This window comes from Luteimonas mephitis DSM 12574 (assembly GCF_000422305.1).
Classification (GTDB): Bacteria; Pseudomonadota; Gammaproteobacteria; order Xanthomonadales; family Xanthomonadaceae; genus Luteimonas; species Luteimonas mephitis.
Genome location: NZ_AULN01000019.1, coordinates 24,328 through 40,645 on the forward strand (window position 1 = coordinate 24,328; position 16,318 = coordinate 40,645).

At 68.7% G+C, this 16,318-nt stretch carries 10 protein-coding genes, 3 pseudogenes and 2 riboswitches; of the genes and pseudogenes, 5 read left to right on the plus strand and 8 right to left on the minus strand.

The window, feature by feature from the left end; genetic code table 11:
• Positions 1 to 252 precede the first annotated feature (252 nt).
• Positions 253 to 349: riboswitch (glycine riboswitch) on the plus strand.
• Positions 350 to 391: 42 nt separating this feature from the next.
• A riboswitch (glycine riboswitch) is annotated at positions 392 to 510 on the plus strand.
• A 65-nt stretch (positions 511 to 575) separates the two neighbouring features.
• Complete coding sequence (gcvP, locus tag H570_RS0109065; protein WP_027080458.1) at positions 576 to 3,461, plus strand: aminomethyl-transferring glycine dehydrogenase; 2,886 nt, start codon at positions 576 to 578, stop codon at positions 3,459 to 3,461.
• A gap of 508 nt (positions 3,462 to 3,969) precedes the next feature.
• On the opposite strand, the gene H570_RS0109070 is transcribed toward gcvP, so the two are convergent.
• The 5 genes and pseudogenes from H570_RS0109070 to lexA form a co-directional block, all read right to left on the minus strand.
• Positions 3,970 to 4,545, minus strand: coding sequence for an alpha-ketoglutarate-dependent dioxygenase AlkB (locus H570_RS0109070; protein ID WP_027080459.1), 576 nt, complete (start codon positions 4,543 to 4,545; stop codon positions 3,970 to 3,972).
• 125 nt (positions 4,546 to 4,670) lie between these two features.
• On the minus strand, positions 4,671 to 7,991 hold the full coding sequence (locus H570_RS0109075) for an error-prone DNA polymerase (RefSeq protein WP_027080460.1): 3,321 nt from the start codon (positions 7,989 to 7,991) through the stop codon (positions 4,671 to 4,673).
• 175 nt (positions 7,992 to 8,166) lie between these two features.
• On the minus strand, positions 8,167 to 9,606 hold the full coding sequence (locus H570_RS0109080) for a Y-family DNA polymerase (protein WP_027080461.1): 1,440 nt from the start codon (positions 9,604 to 9,606) through the stop codon (positions 8,167 to 8,169).
• 277 nt (positions 9,607 to 9,883) lie between these two features.
• Positions 9,884 to 10,507, minus strand: a pseudogene (gene imuA / locus H570_RS17015) (translesion DNA synthesis-associated protein ImuA); the annotation flags it as partial.
• The gene (gene lexA / locus H570_RS0109090) at positions 10,507 to 11,139 is read right to left on the minus strand and encodes a transcriptional repressor LexA (protein WP_027080462.1); all 633 of its coding nucleotides are present in this window, start codon (positions 11,137 to 11,139) and stop codon (positions 10,507 to 10,509) included. The pseudogene imuA and the gene lexA, both read right to left, overlap by 1 nt.
• Positions 11,140 to 11,370: 231 nt before the next feature.
• On the opposite strand from lexA, the gene H570_RS19100 reads away from it, so the two are divergent.
• Together H570_RS19100 and H570_RS19105 are read left to right on the plus strand one after the other, a co-directional pair.
• On the plus strand, positions 11,371 to 11,535 hold the full coding sequence (locus H570_RS19100) for a hypothetical protein (RefSeq protein WP_027080463.1): 165 nt from the start codon (positions 11,371 to 11,373) through the stop codon (positions 11,533 to 11,535).
• 12 nt (positions 11,536 to 11,547) lie between these two features.
• Positions 11,548 to 11,637, plus strand: a pseudogene (locus H570_RS19105) (exodeoxyribonuclease III); the annotation flags it as partial.
• 265 nt (positions 11,638 to 11,902) lie between these two features.
• Here H570_RS19105 and H570_RS17020 read toward each other — a convergent pair.
• Positions 11,903 to 12,802 (minus strand): annotated as a pseudogene (locus H570_RS17020) (manganese catalase family protein); the annotation flags it as partial.
• Positions 12,803 to 13,018: 216 nt separating this feature from the next.
• On the opposite strand from H570_RS17020, the gene H570_RS0109105 reads away from it, so the two are divergent.
• Both H570_RS0109105 and H570_RS0109110 read left to right on the plus strand, forming a co-directional pair.
• Positions 13,019 to 13,468 (plus strand): PA2171 family ribosome-binding persister protein, encoded by a 450-nt coding sequence (locus H570_RS0109105; protein WP_027080464.1) that lies wholly within the window; start codon positions 13,019 to 13,021, stop codon positions 13,466 to 13,468.
• Between the two features lie 176 nt (positions 13,469 to 13,644).
• On the plus strand, positions 13,645 to 14,145 hold the full coding sequence (locus H570_RS0109110; RefSeq protein ID WP_036135764.1) for a lipocalin family protein: 501 nt from the start codon (positions 13,645 to 13,647) through the stop codon (positions 14,143 to 14,145).
• 31 nt (positions 14,146 to 14,176) lie between these two features.
• Here H570_RS0109110 and H570_RS0109115 read toward each other — a convergent pair whose 3' ends face one another.
• Both H570_RS0109115 and H570_RS0109120 read right to left on the minus strand, forming a co-directional pair.
• On the minus strand, positions 14,177 to 14,761 hold the full coding sequence (locus H570_RS0109115; RefSeq protein ID WP_036135767.1) for a GIY-YIG nuclease family protein: 585 nt from the start codon (positions 14,759 to 14,761) through the stop codon (positions 14,177 to 14,179).
• Positions 14,762 to 14,805: 44 nt separating this feature from the next.
• Positions 14,806 to 16,098 carry an adenylosuccinate synthase gene (locus tag H570_RS0109120; protein WP_027080467.1) on the minus strand — a complete coding sequence of 431 codons (1,293 nt, stop codon included), beginning with the start codon at positions 16,096 to 16,098 and terminating at the stop codon, positions 14,806 to 14,808.
• Positions 16,099 to 16,318 lie beyond the last annotated feature (220 nt).

Sequence of the window (16,318 nt, forward strand, 5' to 3'; positions counted from 1 at the left end):
CCATCTTACGCGGCATGCGGTCATGGGCTCCGGAATAGACCATCCCGATTCCCGCAGGAGCGCCCCATGGGCGCGATTGGCTTGCCCGGGAAAGGCGATCGCGCCCATAGGACGCTCCTGCGGGGCTGGACATGCTTCTGGACGCCAACTCGCAGCCGGGTCCCGCGACAAGCCGCCACGGGCCGCGGAGCCCCGCGAATTCCGCGCGGACGCCGGCCAGCCCCGCGCCCTGCCCGGGCTATAATCCACCGGCAGCACGCAGCGGGAGAAGCGACCGGGCCAGGACGGCATGGTCGCTGCCGAAGGCGCAACGCCCGTAATCGCTCAGGCCCCAGACCGCCGCGTGCCAAGTCTGTCGACACATGTGGAGTACTCCGCATGCGCCGGCAAACCCAATCACTCTGGAGAGACCGGCTGCGGACACGCAGAACCGGCGCCGAAGGGGCACGAAGCGCGCGATCCTCCCCCGCCCGCTTCCAAACTCTCAGGCAAAAGGACAGAGGGGCGCCCATCGTGCGGGTTCGCACGCACGCCATTGCAGGCCCGGCCTGCAGGCCAACTATGGACGCCCCACCATGCCCAAGACGCCCTCCCTGCGCGACCTCGAACACAACCAGGCCTTCGTCGAACGCCACATCGGCCCCAACGACGCCGAGATCGCGCACATGCTGCGCATCGTCGGCCACGACTCGCTCGACGCGATGACCGACGCCATCGTCCCCGGCTCGATCCGCGCGAAGGACGCGCTCGCCCTGCCCGGCTCGCTGACCGAGGTCGACGCGCTGGCGAAGATCCGCGCCATCGCCGACAAGAACGAGGTGTTCCGCAGCTTCATCGGCCAGGGCTATTACGGCACCTTTGTCCCCAACGTCATCCTGCGCAACATCCTCGAGAATCCGGCTTGGTACACCGCCTACACGCCCTACCAGGCTGAGATCTCGCAGGGCCGCATGGAGGCGCTGATCAACTTCCAGACCATGGTCGCCGACCTGACCGGGATGGAGATCGCCAACGCCTCGCTGCTTGACGAAGCCACCGCCGCGGCCGAGGCGATGACCCTGGCCAAGCGTTCGTCGCGGTCGAAGTCCGACGTATTCTTCGTCTCGAAGAACGTGCATCCGCAGACGCTCGAGGTGCTGCGCACCCGCGCCGACGGCCTGGGCATCGAGCTGCACGTGGGCGACGACGCCGACGCGGCCGCCGTCGAAAGCTACGGCGTGCTGCTGCAGTACCCCGACACCTTCGGCCGCATCCACGACTACAAGGCCGTCGCCGACGCGGTGCACGCGCGCGGCGGGCTGGTCGCGGTGGCCACCGACCTGCTCGCGCTCACCCTGTTGGCTTCGCCCGGCGAATGGGGCGCGGACATCGTGGTCGGCAACACCCAGCGCTTCGGCGTGCCGTTCGGCTTCGGCGGCCCGCACGCGGGCTTCATGTCCTGCCGCGACGCCTACAAGCGCTCGATGCCCGGCCGTCTGATCGGCGTGTCGATCGACGCCGAGGGCAACCCGGCCTACCGCCTCACCCTGCAGACCCGCGAACAGCACATCCGCCGCGAGAAGGCCACCTCCAACATCTGCACCGCACAGGTGCTGCTGGCGGTGATGGCGAGCATGTACGCGGTCTACCACGGCCCCGACGGGCTGGTGCGCATCGCCCGCCGCACGCACCGCCTCGCCGCGATCCTCGCCAGCGCGCTGCGCAAGGCCGGGGTCGCGGTGGGCAACGACTTCTTCGACACCCTGCACGTCACCGGCATCGACGCCGCCGCGCTGCACGCGAAGGCCGAAGCCGCGCGCATCAACCTGCGCGCGATCGATGCCGGCAGCGTCGGCATCAGCCTCGACGAAACCACCGCGCGCGCCGACGTCATCGCACTGGCCGGCCTGTTCGGCGCGGCGATCGACGACATCGACGCGCTCGACGCGGCCACCGCCGACGCCCTGCCCGGCGCGCTGCGGCGCCAGTCGAAGTTCATGCAGCACCCGGTGTTCAACAGCCACCACAGCGAGCACGAGCTGCTGCGCTACATGCGTGCGCTGTCCGACAAGGACCTGGCGATGGATCGCACCATGATCCCGCTGGGCTCGTGCACGATGAAGCTCAACGCCACCGCCGAGATGATCCCGGTCACCTGGCCCGAGTTCGGCGACATTCACCCGCTCGCCCCTGCCGGCCAGGCGCAGGGTTACCGCGAACTGATCGACGGCCTGGAGGCGATGCTCGCCGAGATCACCGGCTACGACGCGGTCAGCTTCCAGCCCAACTCCGGCGCGCAGGGCGAGTTCGCCGGCCTGCTGGCGATCCGTGCGTACCATCGCTCGCGCGGCGAAGGCCATCGCGACATCTGCCTGATCCCCGAGTCCGCGCACGGCACCAACCCGGCCTCGGCGCAGATGTGCGGCATGACCGTCGTGGTCACGCGCTGCGACGCCAACGGCAACGTCGATGTCGACGACATCCGCGCCAAGGCCGCGAAGCACGCCGACCGCCTCGCCGCGATCATGATCACCTACCCGTCCACGCACGGCGTGTTCGAGGAGGACGTGGTCGAGATCTGCGAGATCGTGCACAGTCACGGCGGGCAGGTGTACACCGACGGCGCCAACATGAATGCCCTCGTCGGCGTCGCGCGGCCCGGCAAGTGGGGTTCGGACGTCTCGCACCTCAACCTGCACAAGACGTTCTGCATCCCGCACGGCGGCGGCGGCCCCGGCGTCGGCCCGTGCGCGGTGAAGTCGCACCTGGCGCCGTTCTTGCCCAAGGCCTTCGGCAGCGACGACGCCGGCGGCATGGTCAGCGCGGCGACCTTCGGCTCGGCCAGCATCCTGCCGATCAGCTGGATGTACATCGCGCTGATGGGCGCCGGCGGCCTGCGCAAGGCGACGCAGGTGGCACTGCTCAACGCCAACTACATCGCGAAGAAACTCGAGCCGCATTACGAGACGCTCTATACCGGTCGCAACGGCCTGGTCGCGCACGAATGCATCCTCGACCTGCGCCCGCTCAAGGACGCCACCGGCATCGGCGCCGAGGACGTGGCCAAGCGCCTGATCGACTTCGGCTTCCACGCGCCCACGCTGAGCTTCCCGGTCGCCGGCACGCTGATGGTCGAGCCGACCGAGAGCGAATCGCAGCACGAGCTGGACCGCTTCATCGACGCGATGATCCAGATCCGCGAGGAGATCCGCGCGGTGGCCGAAGGCAAGCTCGACCGCGACGACAACCCGCTGCTCAACGCCCCGCACACCGCGGCGCAGGTCTCGGCCAGCGAATGGACCCGCGCCTACCCGCGCGAGCTGGCCGCGTTCCCGCTCGCCAGCCTGCGCCGGCAGAAGTACTGGCCGCCGGTGGCGCGAGTGGACAACGTGCACGGCGACAAGAACGTGTTTTGCAGCTGCATCCCGGTGGGCGAGTTCGCCGATGAACCGGAGGCGTTCAGCGAGCCGGACGTGGTGTGAGTCCACGCCGCATCGCTTACCCGACAGGAAGCCCCGCATCGCGGGGCTTCCTTTTATCCGGCCCCCCCGGCGCGGGCGAATTCCGTCCTCATTGGATGGGCAGGACTTTGAGCTTGTCAAACCTGTGGGAGCGTTTCAGCCGCGAGCTTTTTGCCGAATCCAGGCCACTGGATGACCAGCCTGCCGCTGCTGTGAAACCCTCCCGCCTGCGCGGGGATGACCTCGCAGGTGGATGGGCTCTTGTAGGAGCGGCTTCAGCCGCGAGCTTTTCGGCCGCGCCCGCGAATGTCCATGGATCCCCGATAAAAGCACTCGGGGATGACGATGCATGGCGTCAGGGGATGAATGTGCCTGGCGTTTGGGGATGAGGGTGCCGGGCACTTGAAGGTGCGACTCTCGATCTTGTGGGAGCGGCTTCAGCCGCGAGCTTTTGCCAGCACCCACGAGTGCGGAGGTAAAAGCTCGCGGCTGAAGCCGCTCCTACAAGAGCCGCAGGCGGGATGCCGAATCAGCGCGGCGGCCGTACCCGGAACACCACGCTCATCCGCGGCCCCATCGGCCTGGCGGTCTTGGGAATGCCGTGTTCGTGGGTCAGCTGCGAGGCATGGCTCATCGCCAGCAGGCTGCCGTGCGCAAGCGCAACGTCGACCGCCTCGCGATGACAGGCCTGCGAGCGGATGCGCATGCGCCGCGCGTCGCCCAGCGACACCAGTGCGATCGGCTGCCCCGGCACCAGCATGTGCAGCGTGTCGTGGTGCATCGCCACGCTGTCGCGGCCGTCGCGGTAGAGGTTCATGCCGGCCGCGTTGAACGGCGCCGGTACCTGCGCCTGCACCCTGGCCAGCATGCCGGGCAGCGGCAGCGGACAGTCGGGCGGCAGTCCGTCCAGCCAGTACGACGCGACCAGACGCGGCACGTCGACTTCGCGGTCGTACATCATCCGCCGCTGTGATTTCCATTCGGCGCCTTGCAGGGCCTCGAACCAGGCGTCCGCGGTAGCCGCATCGACGAACGATGGCCAGTAGCGCACGCCGCCTTCGGCGTCATCGAGCAGTTGCGTCATCGGGGAAGCGAACAGGTCCAGCGATGGGCCGGACCCGGAAGCGCCCAGCGGCCGAGGCATGCGTGTGAGCGGCCATGGCCGCGATGGGCTACCGGAAGCATCGCGGCCATGGCCGTTCCCACACGGCGCATGTTCCATCGAGCGGCTCAATGGAAATCCCGCGATTGCGTGCGCAAGCCGCCAAGCATCGCGCTCAGGTCGTCGAGGTCGCGCGCGATCAGGTGCTCGACGCCATCGACCTGCTCCCAGCGTCCGCGCACCGCAAGCAGCGTGGAACCGAGCAAGGCCTTGCGCCGTCGCAGCGCGACGTGCGGCCAGACGATCACGTTGACCATGCCGTGCTCGTCCTCCAGCGTGACGAAGATCGTGCCGCTGGCGGTTTGCGGGCGCTGGCGCTGGGTGACGATGCCGGCGGTATAGACGCTGCGGCCGTGACGCTGGCCGCGCAGATCGTTTGAACCGAGCACGCGGCGTGCGCGCAGCTGTTCGCGCAGCAGCGCCAGCGGATGCGCGGCCAGCGACAGGCCGGTAGCGCGGTAGTCGGACAGGATCTCCTCGCCCGCGCCCGGCGCCGGCAATGCGATGGCGTCCTCGTCGGGGCTGCCCGGCAGCAGCGGCCGCTGGCGCTCGATGCCGGCGACGAGCCAGCGTGCGTCGTTGCGATTGCCTGCCAGCGTGCGCAGCGCGCCGGCCTCGGCGAGCGCGCTGCGCGCCTTTTCGTCGAGGTTCGCGCGCAGGCACAGGTCGGCGACGCTGCGGAACGGATGCCCTGCACGCGCGGCGACGATGGCGTTCGCAACGTTTTCTGAAAGCCCGGAGACCTGGCGCAACCCCAGGCGGATCGCAGGCTGCTCCTCGCAGGAGCGCGCCATGGGCGCGATGGTTTCCCCGGGAATGCATCGCGCCCATGGGGCGCTCCTACGGGGAGTCAGGTCGACCAGCGTGTTGTCCCAGTCGCTGTGCATCACGTCGACTGGCAGGAATTCCACGCCCTCGCGCGCCGCCCGGCCCCGTCGCGCGTCCTGCACGATCTGGCTGGGCGAATAGAAGCCCATCGGCTGCGAGTTGAGCAGCGCGCAGGCGAACGCTGCCGGTTCGTGGCGCTTGAGCCAGCAGCTTGCGTAGACCAGTTTCGCGAACGAGGCCGCGTGGCTCTGCGGAAAGCCGTAGGAGCCGAAGCCCTTGATCTGCTCGAAGATCTGGTCGATGAACTCGGGTGAGTAGTGCTTGTCGAGCATCAACGCACGGATGCGCTCGCGGTGCGGCTCCATGTCGCCGCCGTGGCGCCATGCCGCCATCGAACGGCGCAGGCCGTCGGCCTCCTCTGGCGAGTAGCCGGCATGGATCACCAGCTCCATCACCTGCTCCTGGAACAGCGGCACGCCGAGCGTCGGGCCGAGGATTTCCTCGATGCCCGGCGACGGGTATGCCACCGGATCCTTGCCCTGCCGGCGGCGCAGGTAGGGATGCACCATGTCGCCCTGGATCGGCCCCGGCCTCACGATCGCCACCTCGACCACCAGGTCGTAGAACTTCCGCGGCCGCAGCCGCGGCAGCATCGCCATCTGCGCACGCGATTCGATCTGGAACACGCCCACGGTGTCGGCCAGGCAGATCATGTCGTAGGTCGCCTCGTCGCCGGATGGGATCGTGGCGATCTCCAGGTCGCGCCCGCGATGCACGCGCACCAGGTCCAGGGCCTTGCGCAGGCAGGTCAGCATGCCCAGCGCCAGGCAGTCGACCTTGAGCATGCCCATCGATTCCAGGTCGTCCTTTTCCCACTGGATGATGGTGCGGTCGTCCATCGCCGCGTTCTCCACCGGCACCAGCTGCCATAGCGGCTGGTCGGAGATCACGAAGCCGCCGACGTGCTGCGACAGGTGGCGCGGCCGGCCGCGCAGCATCTCGGTCACCGCCAGCACGCGCGCGACCAGGGCATTGTCGATGTCGAACCCGGCCTCGCGCAGGCGCTGCTCCATCGGCGTCTCGCCGTTGCCCCAGCCGTAGCACTCGGCGAGCAGCGCGACCTGGTCCAGCGGCAGGCCGAAAGCCTTGGCCACGTCGCGCACCGCGCTCTTGCCGCGGTAGCGGATCACGGTGGCGGCCAGCGCGGCGCGCGTGCGCCCGTACTTGCGGTAGACGTACTGGATCACCTCCTCGCGCCGTTCGTGCTCGAAGTCGACGTCGATGTCGGGCGGTTCGTTGCGCTCCTTCGACAGGAAGCGGGCCAGCAGCAGGCGGCTTTCGGCTGGATCGACCGCGGTGATCCCGAGCGCGAAGCAGACCGCGGAGTTGGCCGACGAACCGCGGCCCTGGCAGAGGATTTTCTTCTCCTTGGCGAAGCGGACGATGTCCTCGACGGTGAGGAAGAACGCCTCGTACCTGAGTTCGGCGATCAGCGCCAGCTCATTGTCGATCTGTTTGGCGACCTGTACTGGAGTGCCTTCCGGCCAGCGCTTGCGCATGCCGGCCTCGGTGAGCTTGCGCAGATGCGACGCAGGCGTTTCGCCCTTCGGCACCAGCTCGGCCGGATAGTCGTACTTCACCTTGCGCAGGTCGAATGTGCAGCGCCGCGCCAGTTCCACCGCTGCCTGCAGCAGCGCCTTCCCGCCTTTGGTCGTCCCGTAGATGTTGCCCAGCGCGCGCCGCGTGCGCAGATGGCGCTCGCCGTTGCGGAACAGGTGCGCGCCGCATTCGGCCAGCGGCAGGCCATGGCGGATCGCGGTGACCGTGTCCTGCAGCACGCGCTGGCGGCGCGTGGCCATGTGCACGTCGCCGGCGGCGAGCGGCACGATGCCCAGCTCGGCAGCCAGCGCAAGCAGGCGCGCCAGGCGTGCGGCATCGTCGTCCTCGCGGTGCAGTTCCACCGCCAGGTGCGCGCGGTCGCCGAACACGCCGCGCAGCCACGCCCCTTCGCCTGGATCCGGTTCGGCGCCGGGCAGCCACAGCGCGAACAGGCCGGTGGCAGCGTTGTCGAAGGCTTCCCTTTCAACATCGGCGCGACCGAGGCGGTACTCGCCCTTCTCCGCCGCGCGCCGCGCAACGGTGATCAGCCGGCACAGCTGCGAGTAGCCGGCGCGGTTCTCGACCAGCAGCACCAGTCGCAGTCCGTCGTCGAGGCGGAACTCGGCGCCGAGGACAAGATGGATGCCGACGGTTTCCGCCGCATCCAGCGCGCGCACGATGCCGGCCAGCGAGCATTCGTCGGTGATCGCCAGCGCCTCGTAGCCGCAGTGCTTCGCGCGTTCGAACAATTCCTCCGCACTGGCCACGCCGCGCAGGAAAGTGAAGTCCGACAGGCAGTGCAGTTCGGCATACGCCGGCGCGTCGCCGTGCGGGTCGTCGTTGGCCGCGCCGCGCGACGATTCGCGCAGCCGCTCGCGCATGCGCACGATGCGCGGGACGTGCGCGCCGGGGGTGTCGGGAGCGACGCCGGGAGACAGGCCGTAGTCGTCGTCGGCACTCATGGCCCTTCCTCCACCAGGAATACCTTCACCCCGCAGCGCCTGCCCTCATTCAGACCTTCGCCCGGGCCGACATCCCACGACCATGTGATTGCCGTGGGAGCGGCCATGGCCGCGATGTCGTTGCTCCCACCGCAACCGCGGCCATGGCCGCTCCCACAGGGCACTTCGCGACGATTCACGCGAACCAGCCGTGCAGCATCCAGCTTCCCTGCTCGCCCACGGGCGCGAAGGCCCAGGCGCGCTGTCCCTGCGAGGTTTCGATGAGGTAGTAGTCGCGGCGCGCGTCGGCGCCGTCCCACCAGCCGCTTTCCAGCCGCTCCGGGCCAGAGACGATGCGCACGTGCGGATCGCGCAGCGGCACCGGCCGCTGCAACAGCCACGCCGGGCGCCGCGGACGAAGGGGCGCCTCCCGCGCGCACGCCGCGTCGTCGTCGGCCGATGCGCGGCGCCATGCGAGCTCCGGCCGCGGGTCGCCCGTCGGTGCCGCGCGCCAGACCGCCTCGTCGCCGAGCCGCGCACGCAGGCGTTCACGCAGTTGCGGCCACGGCAGCGCCTGCGCCGGGCGGCTGTCGAACAGGTCGCGCGAGGCCGGGACGAACGGCGGCAGTTCGCGTGCCAGCAGCCGCACCGCGACCACCGGCTTCGGGATCGACGCCTGCTCAAGCCGGTTGCGCGTGAGGTCGAACAGCATCCCCGGCGCGCGCTCGGCGGCGAGCAGGCCAACCACCACGTCGGTGTGGTCCTGTTCGTGCTCCAGCCGCAGCACGAAACGCTGCACCCCGCCGTCGCGCACCGAAAGATACGTTGCGAGGTCGCCGACCAGCCGCCGCAGCGGGAACAGCAGCGCCTGGTGGCTTTCCACTTCAAAGCCCAGTTCGATGCGCGCCTCGAAATGGTCGGGCGGCATGTAGCAAGCCAGCGGATCGTCGGCTTCGCCGTGCAGGCGGTCGAGGTGGTCGAGCAATTCGCTGCCGAAGCGACGACGCAGGCCGTCGCGCGGCAATGCGCGCAGTGCGCCGAGGGTACGCACGCCCATGCGATGCAGGCGTTCTCCGGGGTCGCCATCGCCGTTGCGGCCTGGCAGCGCGGCGCGGCGCACGGGCACCCGCGCCAGCGCCTCGTGCATGGCCGCGGCGCTGGTCACCGCGAAGCCGTCGCGCAAGCCCGCGAACACCAGCGCCGCGCGCGGCGTCGGCGCCAGCGCGATGCTGTGGCGGAAACCCAAGCCGTCGAGTTCCTCGCGCAATCGCGCCTCGAAGCGCGGCCACGGCCCGAACAGGCGGAAGCTCGCCCGCACCTCCAGCACGATCGCGCCCGGCCACTGCGCGCTGACCTGCGAACTGTGGCGATACGCCCACGCGGCAAGGAATCGCTGCCAGCGCGCATCGGCGGAGGCATCGTGTTCGACCAGGGCGACGTCGGACAGCAGCGCGTGCGCCGCCGACAGCCGCATGCCCGGCTTCAGTCCCGCCTGCCCGGCGGCATCGTTGACCGCGTGCAGCTGGCGCAGGTGCGCGGGACCGGAGACCAGTGCCAGCGGGCGGGTCGGGTCAGGCGTGCGCCGGAGGACGGCGTCGAGCGCCAGCTGCGGCAGGTGGATGCAGGCCCAGAGCATGGCGCGCTCAACGAAGCCCCGCGAGGGCGGCGACTTTTGCAGGAGCGGATGCCCTTGTGGAAGCGGCTTCAGCCGCGAACTGTTGCCTTGGCTCCTGCGAAGGCAGGGGGAGGCTGGGAGGGGGTGTCCAGGGTTCGCGACGATGCCCGAAGGCCCCCCTCCCCAGCCCTCCCCTGCCTTCGCAGGGGAGGGAGCAAGAGCTCGCGGCTGAAGCCGCTCCTACAAGAGTTTGTTGCGAGCCGGGCGAAGAGCTCGCGGCTTCCGCCGCTCCTACATGGAGCGGGAAAGCATTGGCAGGCGCGTTGCCGCCGCGGCACTTGCGCACGTGCCAGGCGCCGCCGGCGTGTTCCAGCCGCAGTGCGGCCGGCGACGGGTTGGCCGCGTGCCTGCGGTCGCGGAAGGCGAAGCCCAGGCAGTCGCCAGTGTCGGCGGCTACCTGCAGGCGCCGCAGCGACTGCGCGTCGGCGTGCACTGGCCAACCCAGCACGGCGCCGCACGCGGCACTGCGCAGGCACTGTTCGAACGCCCACAGCGCGTTGCGCGCATCGGCGTCGATGACTTCGAGCCGGCGCAGGTCCACGCCCGCCGCCTGCCATGCCGGCGCATACGGCAGGTACGGCGGCGCGACCACCGCGACCACCATGCCCGCCTGCGTCATGCGCGCAAGCGTGGGCAGCAGCAGCGACAGTTCGCCCACGCCGTCGGCCGGCAGCAGCAGTTCGGTCAGCGCGCGTCGGGGCCATCCGCCCTGCGGCAGCAGTGCATCAAGCGCGGAATGCCCGGTTGGCTCGCCACCTGCCGCCGTCGCCGGCGCGCGCCCGGCACGCCACAGGGTCTGCGCCGACAGCAGCGCATCGAGGCTGGGCGCGGCCGTGCCGGCAATGGCATCCACCGCGCCCATCAGCCGTTGCGTACCAGGCCGCAATACAGGCCTTCGATGGCGAAATCCGAACCCGGCTCCACCACGATCGGCGCGTAGTCGGGATTGCGCGGCAGCAGGCGGATCTGCGCGCGGGTCTGCTCGAAGCGCTTGATGGTGATCTCGCCGTCGACGCGCGCCACCACCACCTGCCCGTTGCGGGCCTCGCGGGTGCGCTGCACCGCGACCAGGTCGCCGTCGAAGATGCCGTCGTCGCGCATCGAGTCGCCCTTCACCCGCAGCAGGTAGTCGGGCCTGTTGGCGAACAGCGCGCGGTCGAGCAGCACGTGGCGTTCGACGCCGGCATCGGCGCCGATCGGCGCGCCTGCGGCGACGCGGCCCAGCACCGGCAGTTCCAGCCGGTCGTCGCGCAGCCGCGCACGCGTACCGCGGCCACGGCCGCCGGCAAGGCGGATGCCGCGCGCCTCGTGGGGCCGCACGTCCAGGTAGCCCGCTTCCTGCAGCCGGCGCACGTGCTTGTGCGCCGCGCACGCCTGGCGGAAGCCGAACGCGTCGGCGATCTGCTGCAGCGTCGGCGGCAGGCCTTCGCTGGCGGCGTGCTCGCGGATGAAGTCGAGCACGGCGCGCTGGCGGTCGGTGAGGTCGCTGGTCATGGGTAAAAATATATTTACCTTCCCGGGCGAATGCAAGTCCATGTCGGAGTCGATTGCGCCACCTCGTGATCTCATCGATCAAGACGGCAGCCGGATCAGCGATTTGCGTCGATCTCCTGGGTGCGCCAGTCCGCTCCGGTCAGGTTGCTGACCGCCCTCCATGCCGGATTTCACGCGCTCCTGATCGCGTCCGCAGTTTCCTCCTCCCACCCCCATCCGGAGACAAGGGCCATGTCGCGCGGAGACAAATCCAGCTACACCGACAAGCAGAAGCGCCAGGCCTCGCACATCGAGGAAAGCGAAAAGAAGAAGGGCCGCAGCGAAGATTCCGCCGAACGCATCGCCTGGGCCACCGTGAACAAGCAGGACGGCGGCGGCAAGAAGAAAAAGAAGTAGCGCTCCGGCACGCTCGTCATCGCCTGCCTGTAGCTCCCCGGCGGCAACCCGCAGCCGGGCCCGAAGTTCGGCTACAAGCTGCGCTGGTTCGAGCGCCTCATCAGCACGCAGGCCAGCTGCACGAATTCAATGTCGTGTCGATGCCGGGGAGCCGCAGGAGCAGTCGCCGCCGTCGTCCGGAAGCCGCGAAGGCCATCGACCGGAAATCGGCTTCTCCGGACACTGATGCCGGCAGCAAACAGGAAGGCCGCGACTACCTTTCGCAGGCAAATCGCGCACCTTCCCCGTGCCGCTACCGCTTGCGTGAAACTGCCTGCTTTGCCTTCGCCGCCTTCTTCCCGCCCGCCGATGCCTTCGCAGGGCCGGCTTCGATCTTTTCGGTTTTCGGCATCGTGCCCGGCGCCTTCCCGATCGCAATGCCGGTCAGCGGATCCGCCGCTGGATCGGAACGGGTCCTTCCCGCCATTGCCCCGAGAACCTTCTTTTCTTCCCTCGACAACTTGACCGACGACATGCCGTCGCCCCCATCCATTGCCAGGAACTGCTCGCGGTCGCTGACGTACTCGAAGTTGTCGTCGCTGTTCCACGGACCCCGCGCGTCTCCTTCGCCCTGCGAGGTGTTGACGTACATCTCCGCGAATTCCGGCATTCCCGGCAGCTTGCCCGGCGGGAAATTCGGTTCGATCGAGTACAACGCCTTCTCGAACGACTTCTGGTGCGACATCTCGCGCGTCATCAGGAAGCGCAGCGCATCCTTGACTCCCGGGTCCGCGGTAACGTTGATCAGGCGCTCATAGATGATTTTCGCGCGCGCCTCGGCGGCGATGTCCGAGCGCAGGTCCGCAGCCGGGTCGCCGATGCTGTCGATGTATCCGGCTGTCCAAAGTTGCCCACCCGAGTTGGTCAACGCGGGACCGCCGCCATAAAGCACCTGCGTCACATGGGAATCATTGCCCGCACCCTGCAGCGAACGGAACAGTTCGGCTTCTTCGTCCACCGCCTCCGCCAAACGACCTTTCGCGCCCTTGTTGAGCATGGCGACAATGGTGCCGATGATCTCGAGGTGGCTCAGCTCTTCGGTGGCGATGTCAAGCAGCATGTCCTTGCGTCCCGAATCGTCATCCGACAGCGCCTGGGTGAAGTAACGCATGGCGGCCGCAAGCTCCCCTTGCGGACCGCCAAACTGTTCGAGCATCAGATTGGCCAGTCCGGGATTGCACTCCGACACATGGACCGAGTATTGCAGCCGCTTGTTGTGGGCAAACATGGGGAAATTCCTCAGGGGATTGGCGTCGATGCAATAGCGCTCCGCCGCATACCCACTATCGACGCGGATGAATCAAGGGGGCGAGAAGAACTTGCGCTGCTGCGCTCATGTAGATGAATGCGAAGAGCGCAGGTCTACCGGGATGCACGATCACGGCCTGTCCACAGCCTGCACTCGACGCTTGCGGCTCCGATACCCGCGATGGAGACAAACCCGATGGATGCCATTTCCCTGCTCAAGCAGGATCACAAGACGGTGCGCGCGATGCTGGCCGAGCTCGCCGAAACCACGACTCGCGCAACGAAGACCCGCACCGAACTGCTGCAAAAGATCAGGACCGAACTCGAGGCGCACACCACGATCGAGGAGGAGATCTTCTATCCAGCATTCAAGGCGGCCGGAGAGAAAGCCGACGACAACAAGATGTTTTTCGAGGCGATGGAAGAACATCGCGCCGCGGGCGACCTGGTGCTGCCGGACCTGCTCAAGACGGATGTCAGTTCCGACCAGTTCAGCGGCCGTGCGAAGGTGCTCAAGGAGCTGGTGGAGCACCACGCCGACGAGGAGGAAAAGGAGATGTTCCCGCGCGCCAAGGCGCTCATGGACAAGGCGCAGTTGCTGGAGCTCGGCGAGCGCATGGCTGCGCGCAAGGCCGAACTCACCTGAGGCGATGACGCGCACCCGCGGGCCGCACAGCGCGTTGATCACCATCGACATGGTCAACGCGCTGGATTTTCCGGAGGGCCCGCGCCTGGTGCGGCAGGCGAACCGCGCCGCTGCCCGCTACATGCACTTCATCCACGACGCGCGATCCTGCATTCCAACTTCTTCCCGACATCCCCATGCACAGCACCCACAACGAACCCGCCACCGTCGCGTCCATCGACCTGCCGCGCTATCTGGGTACCTGGTTCGAGATCGCGCGACTGCCGATGCGCCATGAGCCGAAGGACTTCACCGACATCACCGCGCACTACTCCCTGCAGGACGACGGCAAGGTGCGCGTGCGCAACCGCGCGCTCGACGGCAAGGGCGAACTCCAGGAGTCGATCGGCCAAGCCAGTGCCGTCGACGACAGCAACAGCAAGCTCGAAGTGACGTTCCTGCCCGCGGGCCTGCGCTGGATCCCGTTCACGAAGGGCGACTACTGGATCCTCAGGATCGACCCGGACTACACCACAGCGCTGGTGGGCAGCCCGGATCACAAATACCTGTGGCTGCTTGCACGGCAGCCGGCGCTGGACGATGCGACCATGCAGGACTACCTCGCCCATGCGCGCGCCCAAGGGTACGACCTCGCCGACCTGGTCCACACGCCGCACACGGGACATCCCACCGCCTGACTTCGCCTGCGCGGGAGCCGCCGCGGCGGTTTCAGCGTCCGCCTGGCCTGCGGTACCAGCGCCAGGCTTCCGGGGGCAGCAACGGCTCCAGATCGATCTCCAGCGCGCGATAGGCGTCCAGCGTGTCGCGCACCATCCGTTGCACCGGCGTGGGTCCTGCCAGTCCGTCCAGTTCGTCCGGCGACAGTTGTGCCTGGGTCCAGGCAAACAGCGGGTCGCTGCGAGCCAGCAGGATCGCGCGCACCCATTCGCGCAACGGCGCGTGCACGACGTAGCCGCGCTGGCGCAACCCTTCCACCGCCGTTTCCAGCTGCGGTGCCGCGCCCCGGAACCACTCGGTGTGCCCGGCCGCCTGCCTGCGCACGGTCAGCGGCGCGGGCGCATTGTGCGCGGCCAGGGGCCGGCGCAACTCCAGTTCCAGGTCGCGCGCATCGCGCACGGTTTCGGTTTCCACCAGCAGCGCGCGGTCGAGGTCGAAGAACTCGTACCAGCGCCGGTGCAGTTGCTGCAGCCGCGACAGCGGATCGCGCGAGAACCCGATCTTGCAGTGGTCCTCCCACGCGCACGGCAGCACGTAGGTGAAGCAGCGGCCGCCAACCGGGATCGATCCGCTCACCGCATCCGGCCCCGGGTGATCCCCTCGCGCTGCAGGCGGCGGCCTTACGCGAACGGATCCTGCAGCACCATCGTGTGCTCGCGGTCCGGGCCGGTGCTGACGATCGACAGCGGGCAGCCGGCCAGCTCTTCCAGCGCGCGCAGGTAGGCGCGGGCGGCGGGCGGGAGGTCGTTCCACTCCGTCACGCCGTGGGTGTTCTCGCTCCAGCCGGGGAACTCCAGGTACACCGGCTCGCACTCGTCCCAGCCCTGCGCATCAAGCGGGGCGTATTCGGTTTCCTTGCCGCGGTAGCGGTAGGCGATGCACATCTTCAGCTTGTCCATGCCGTCGAGCACGTCGAGCTTGGTGATGCACAGCCCGCTGATGCCGTTGATCGCCACCGCGCGCTTGAGCGCGACGATGTCGATCCAGCCGCATCGGCGCGGGCGGCCGGTGGAGGCGCCGTATTCCTGGCCGCGGTCGCGGATGCCCTGGCCGATGTCGTCGTCGAGCTCGGTCGGGAACGGACCGCCGCCCACGCGCGTGGCGTAGGCCTTGCAGATGCCGAGCACGTAGTCGATCGCGTCCGCGCCCACGCCGGTGCCGGCGAGCGCGCCGCCGACGGTGGTGTTGCTGGAGGTGACGTAGGGATAGGTGCCGTGATCGATATCGAGCAGCGCGCCCTGCGCACCCTCGAACAACACCTTCTTGCCCTGCTTGCGCAGGTCGTGGAGGATCCCGGCGACGTCGGACTTCATCGGCTCGACGTACTCGCCGAAGGCCAGCGCCTCGTCGAGCATCTGCTGGTAGTCCACCGCGTCGGCGTCCAGGTACCTGGTCAGCACGAAGTTGTGGTAGTCGAGCGCGGTGCGCAGCAGTTCGGCCAGCTGCTCCGGGTAATGCAGGTCGGCCACGCGGATGCCGCGGCGCGCGACCTTGTCCTCGTACGCCGGGCCGATGCCGCGCCCGGTGGTGCCGATGGCCTTGCCGCCGGCGGCCTTTTCGCGGGCCTGGTCCAGGGCGATGTGGTACGGCATGATCAGCGGCGTTGCCGGGCTGATCTTCAGCCGCGAACGCACCTCCACGCCGGCTTCTTCCAGCTCGCCGATTTCCTTCATCAGCGCCGCCGGCGACAGCACCACGCCGTTGCCGATCAGGCACAGCGCGTCGTCGCGCAGGATGCCCGAGGGGATCAGGTGCAGCACGGTCTTCTTGCCGCCGATCACCAGCGTATGGCCGGCGTTGTGGCCGCCCTGGAAGCGCACGACGGCGCCGATGTCCTGGGTCAGCAGGTCGACGATCTTGCCCTTGCCCTCGTCGCCCCACTGCGCGCCCAGCACCACCACTGACTGACCCATTGCGAAACTCCTGCTGCGAATTGGTAGGAGCGGCATCAGCCGCGAGCGATCCGGTGCGTTGGCGAGGATGGCGCAGGCGGCGGCGTCGCCTTGCCATGTTCCACACGCGGAAAAAGCCGGCGGTCGGCTCGTGAGAGCTTGCCCGTCCGGCTTTTGCGCATTATCCGGGTTTCGGACGGTGGAGGCCAGCGACGGTTGGCGGAGCGGGTTGCGTCGGATG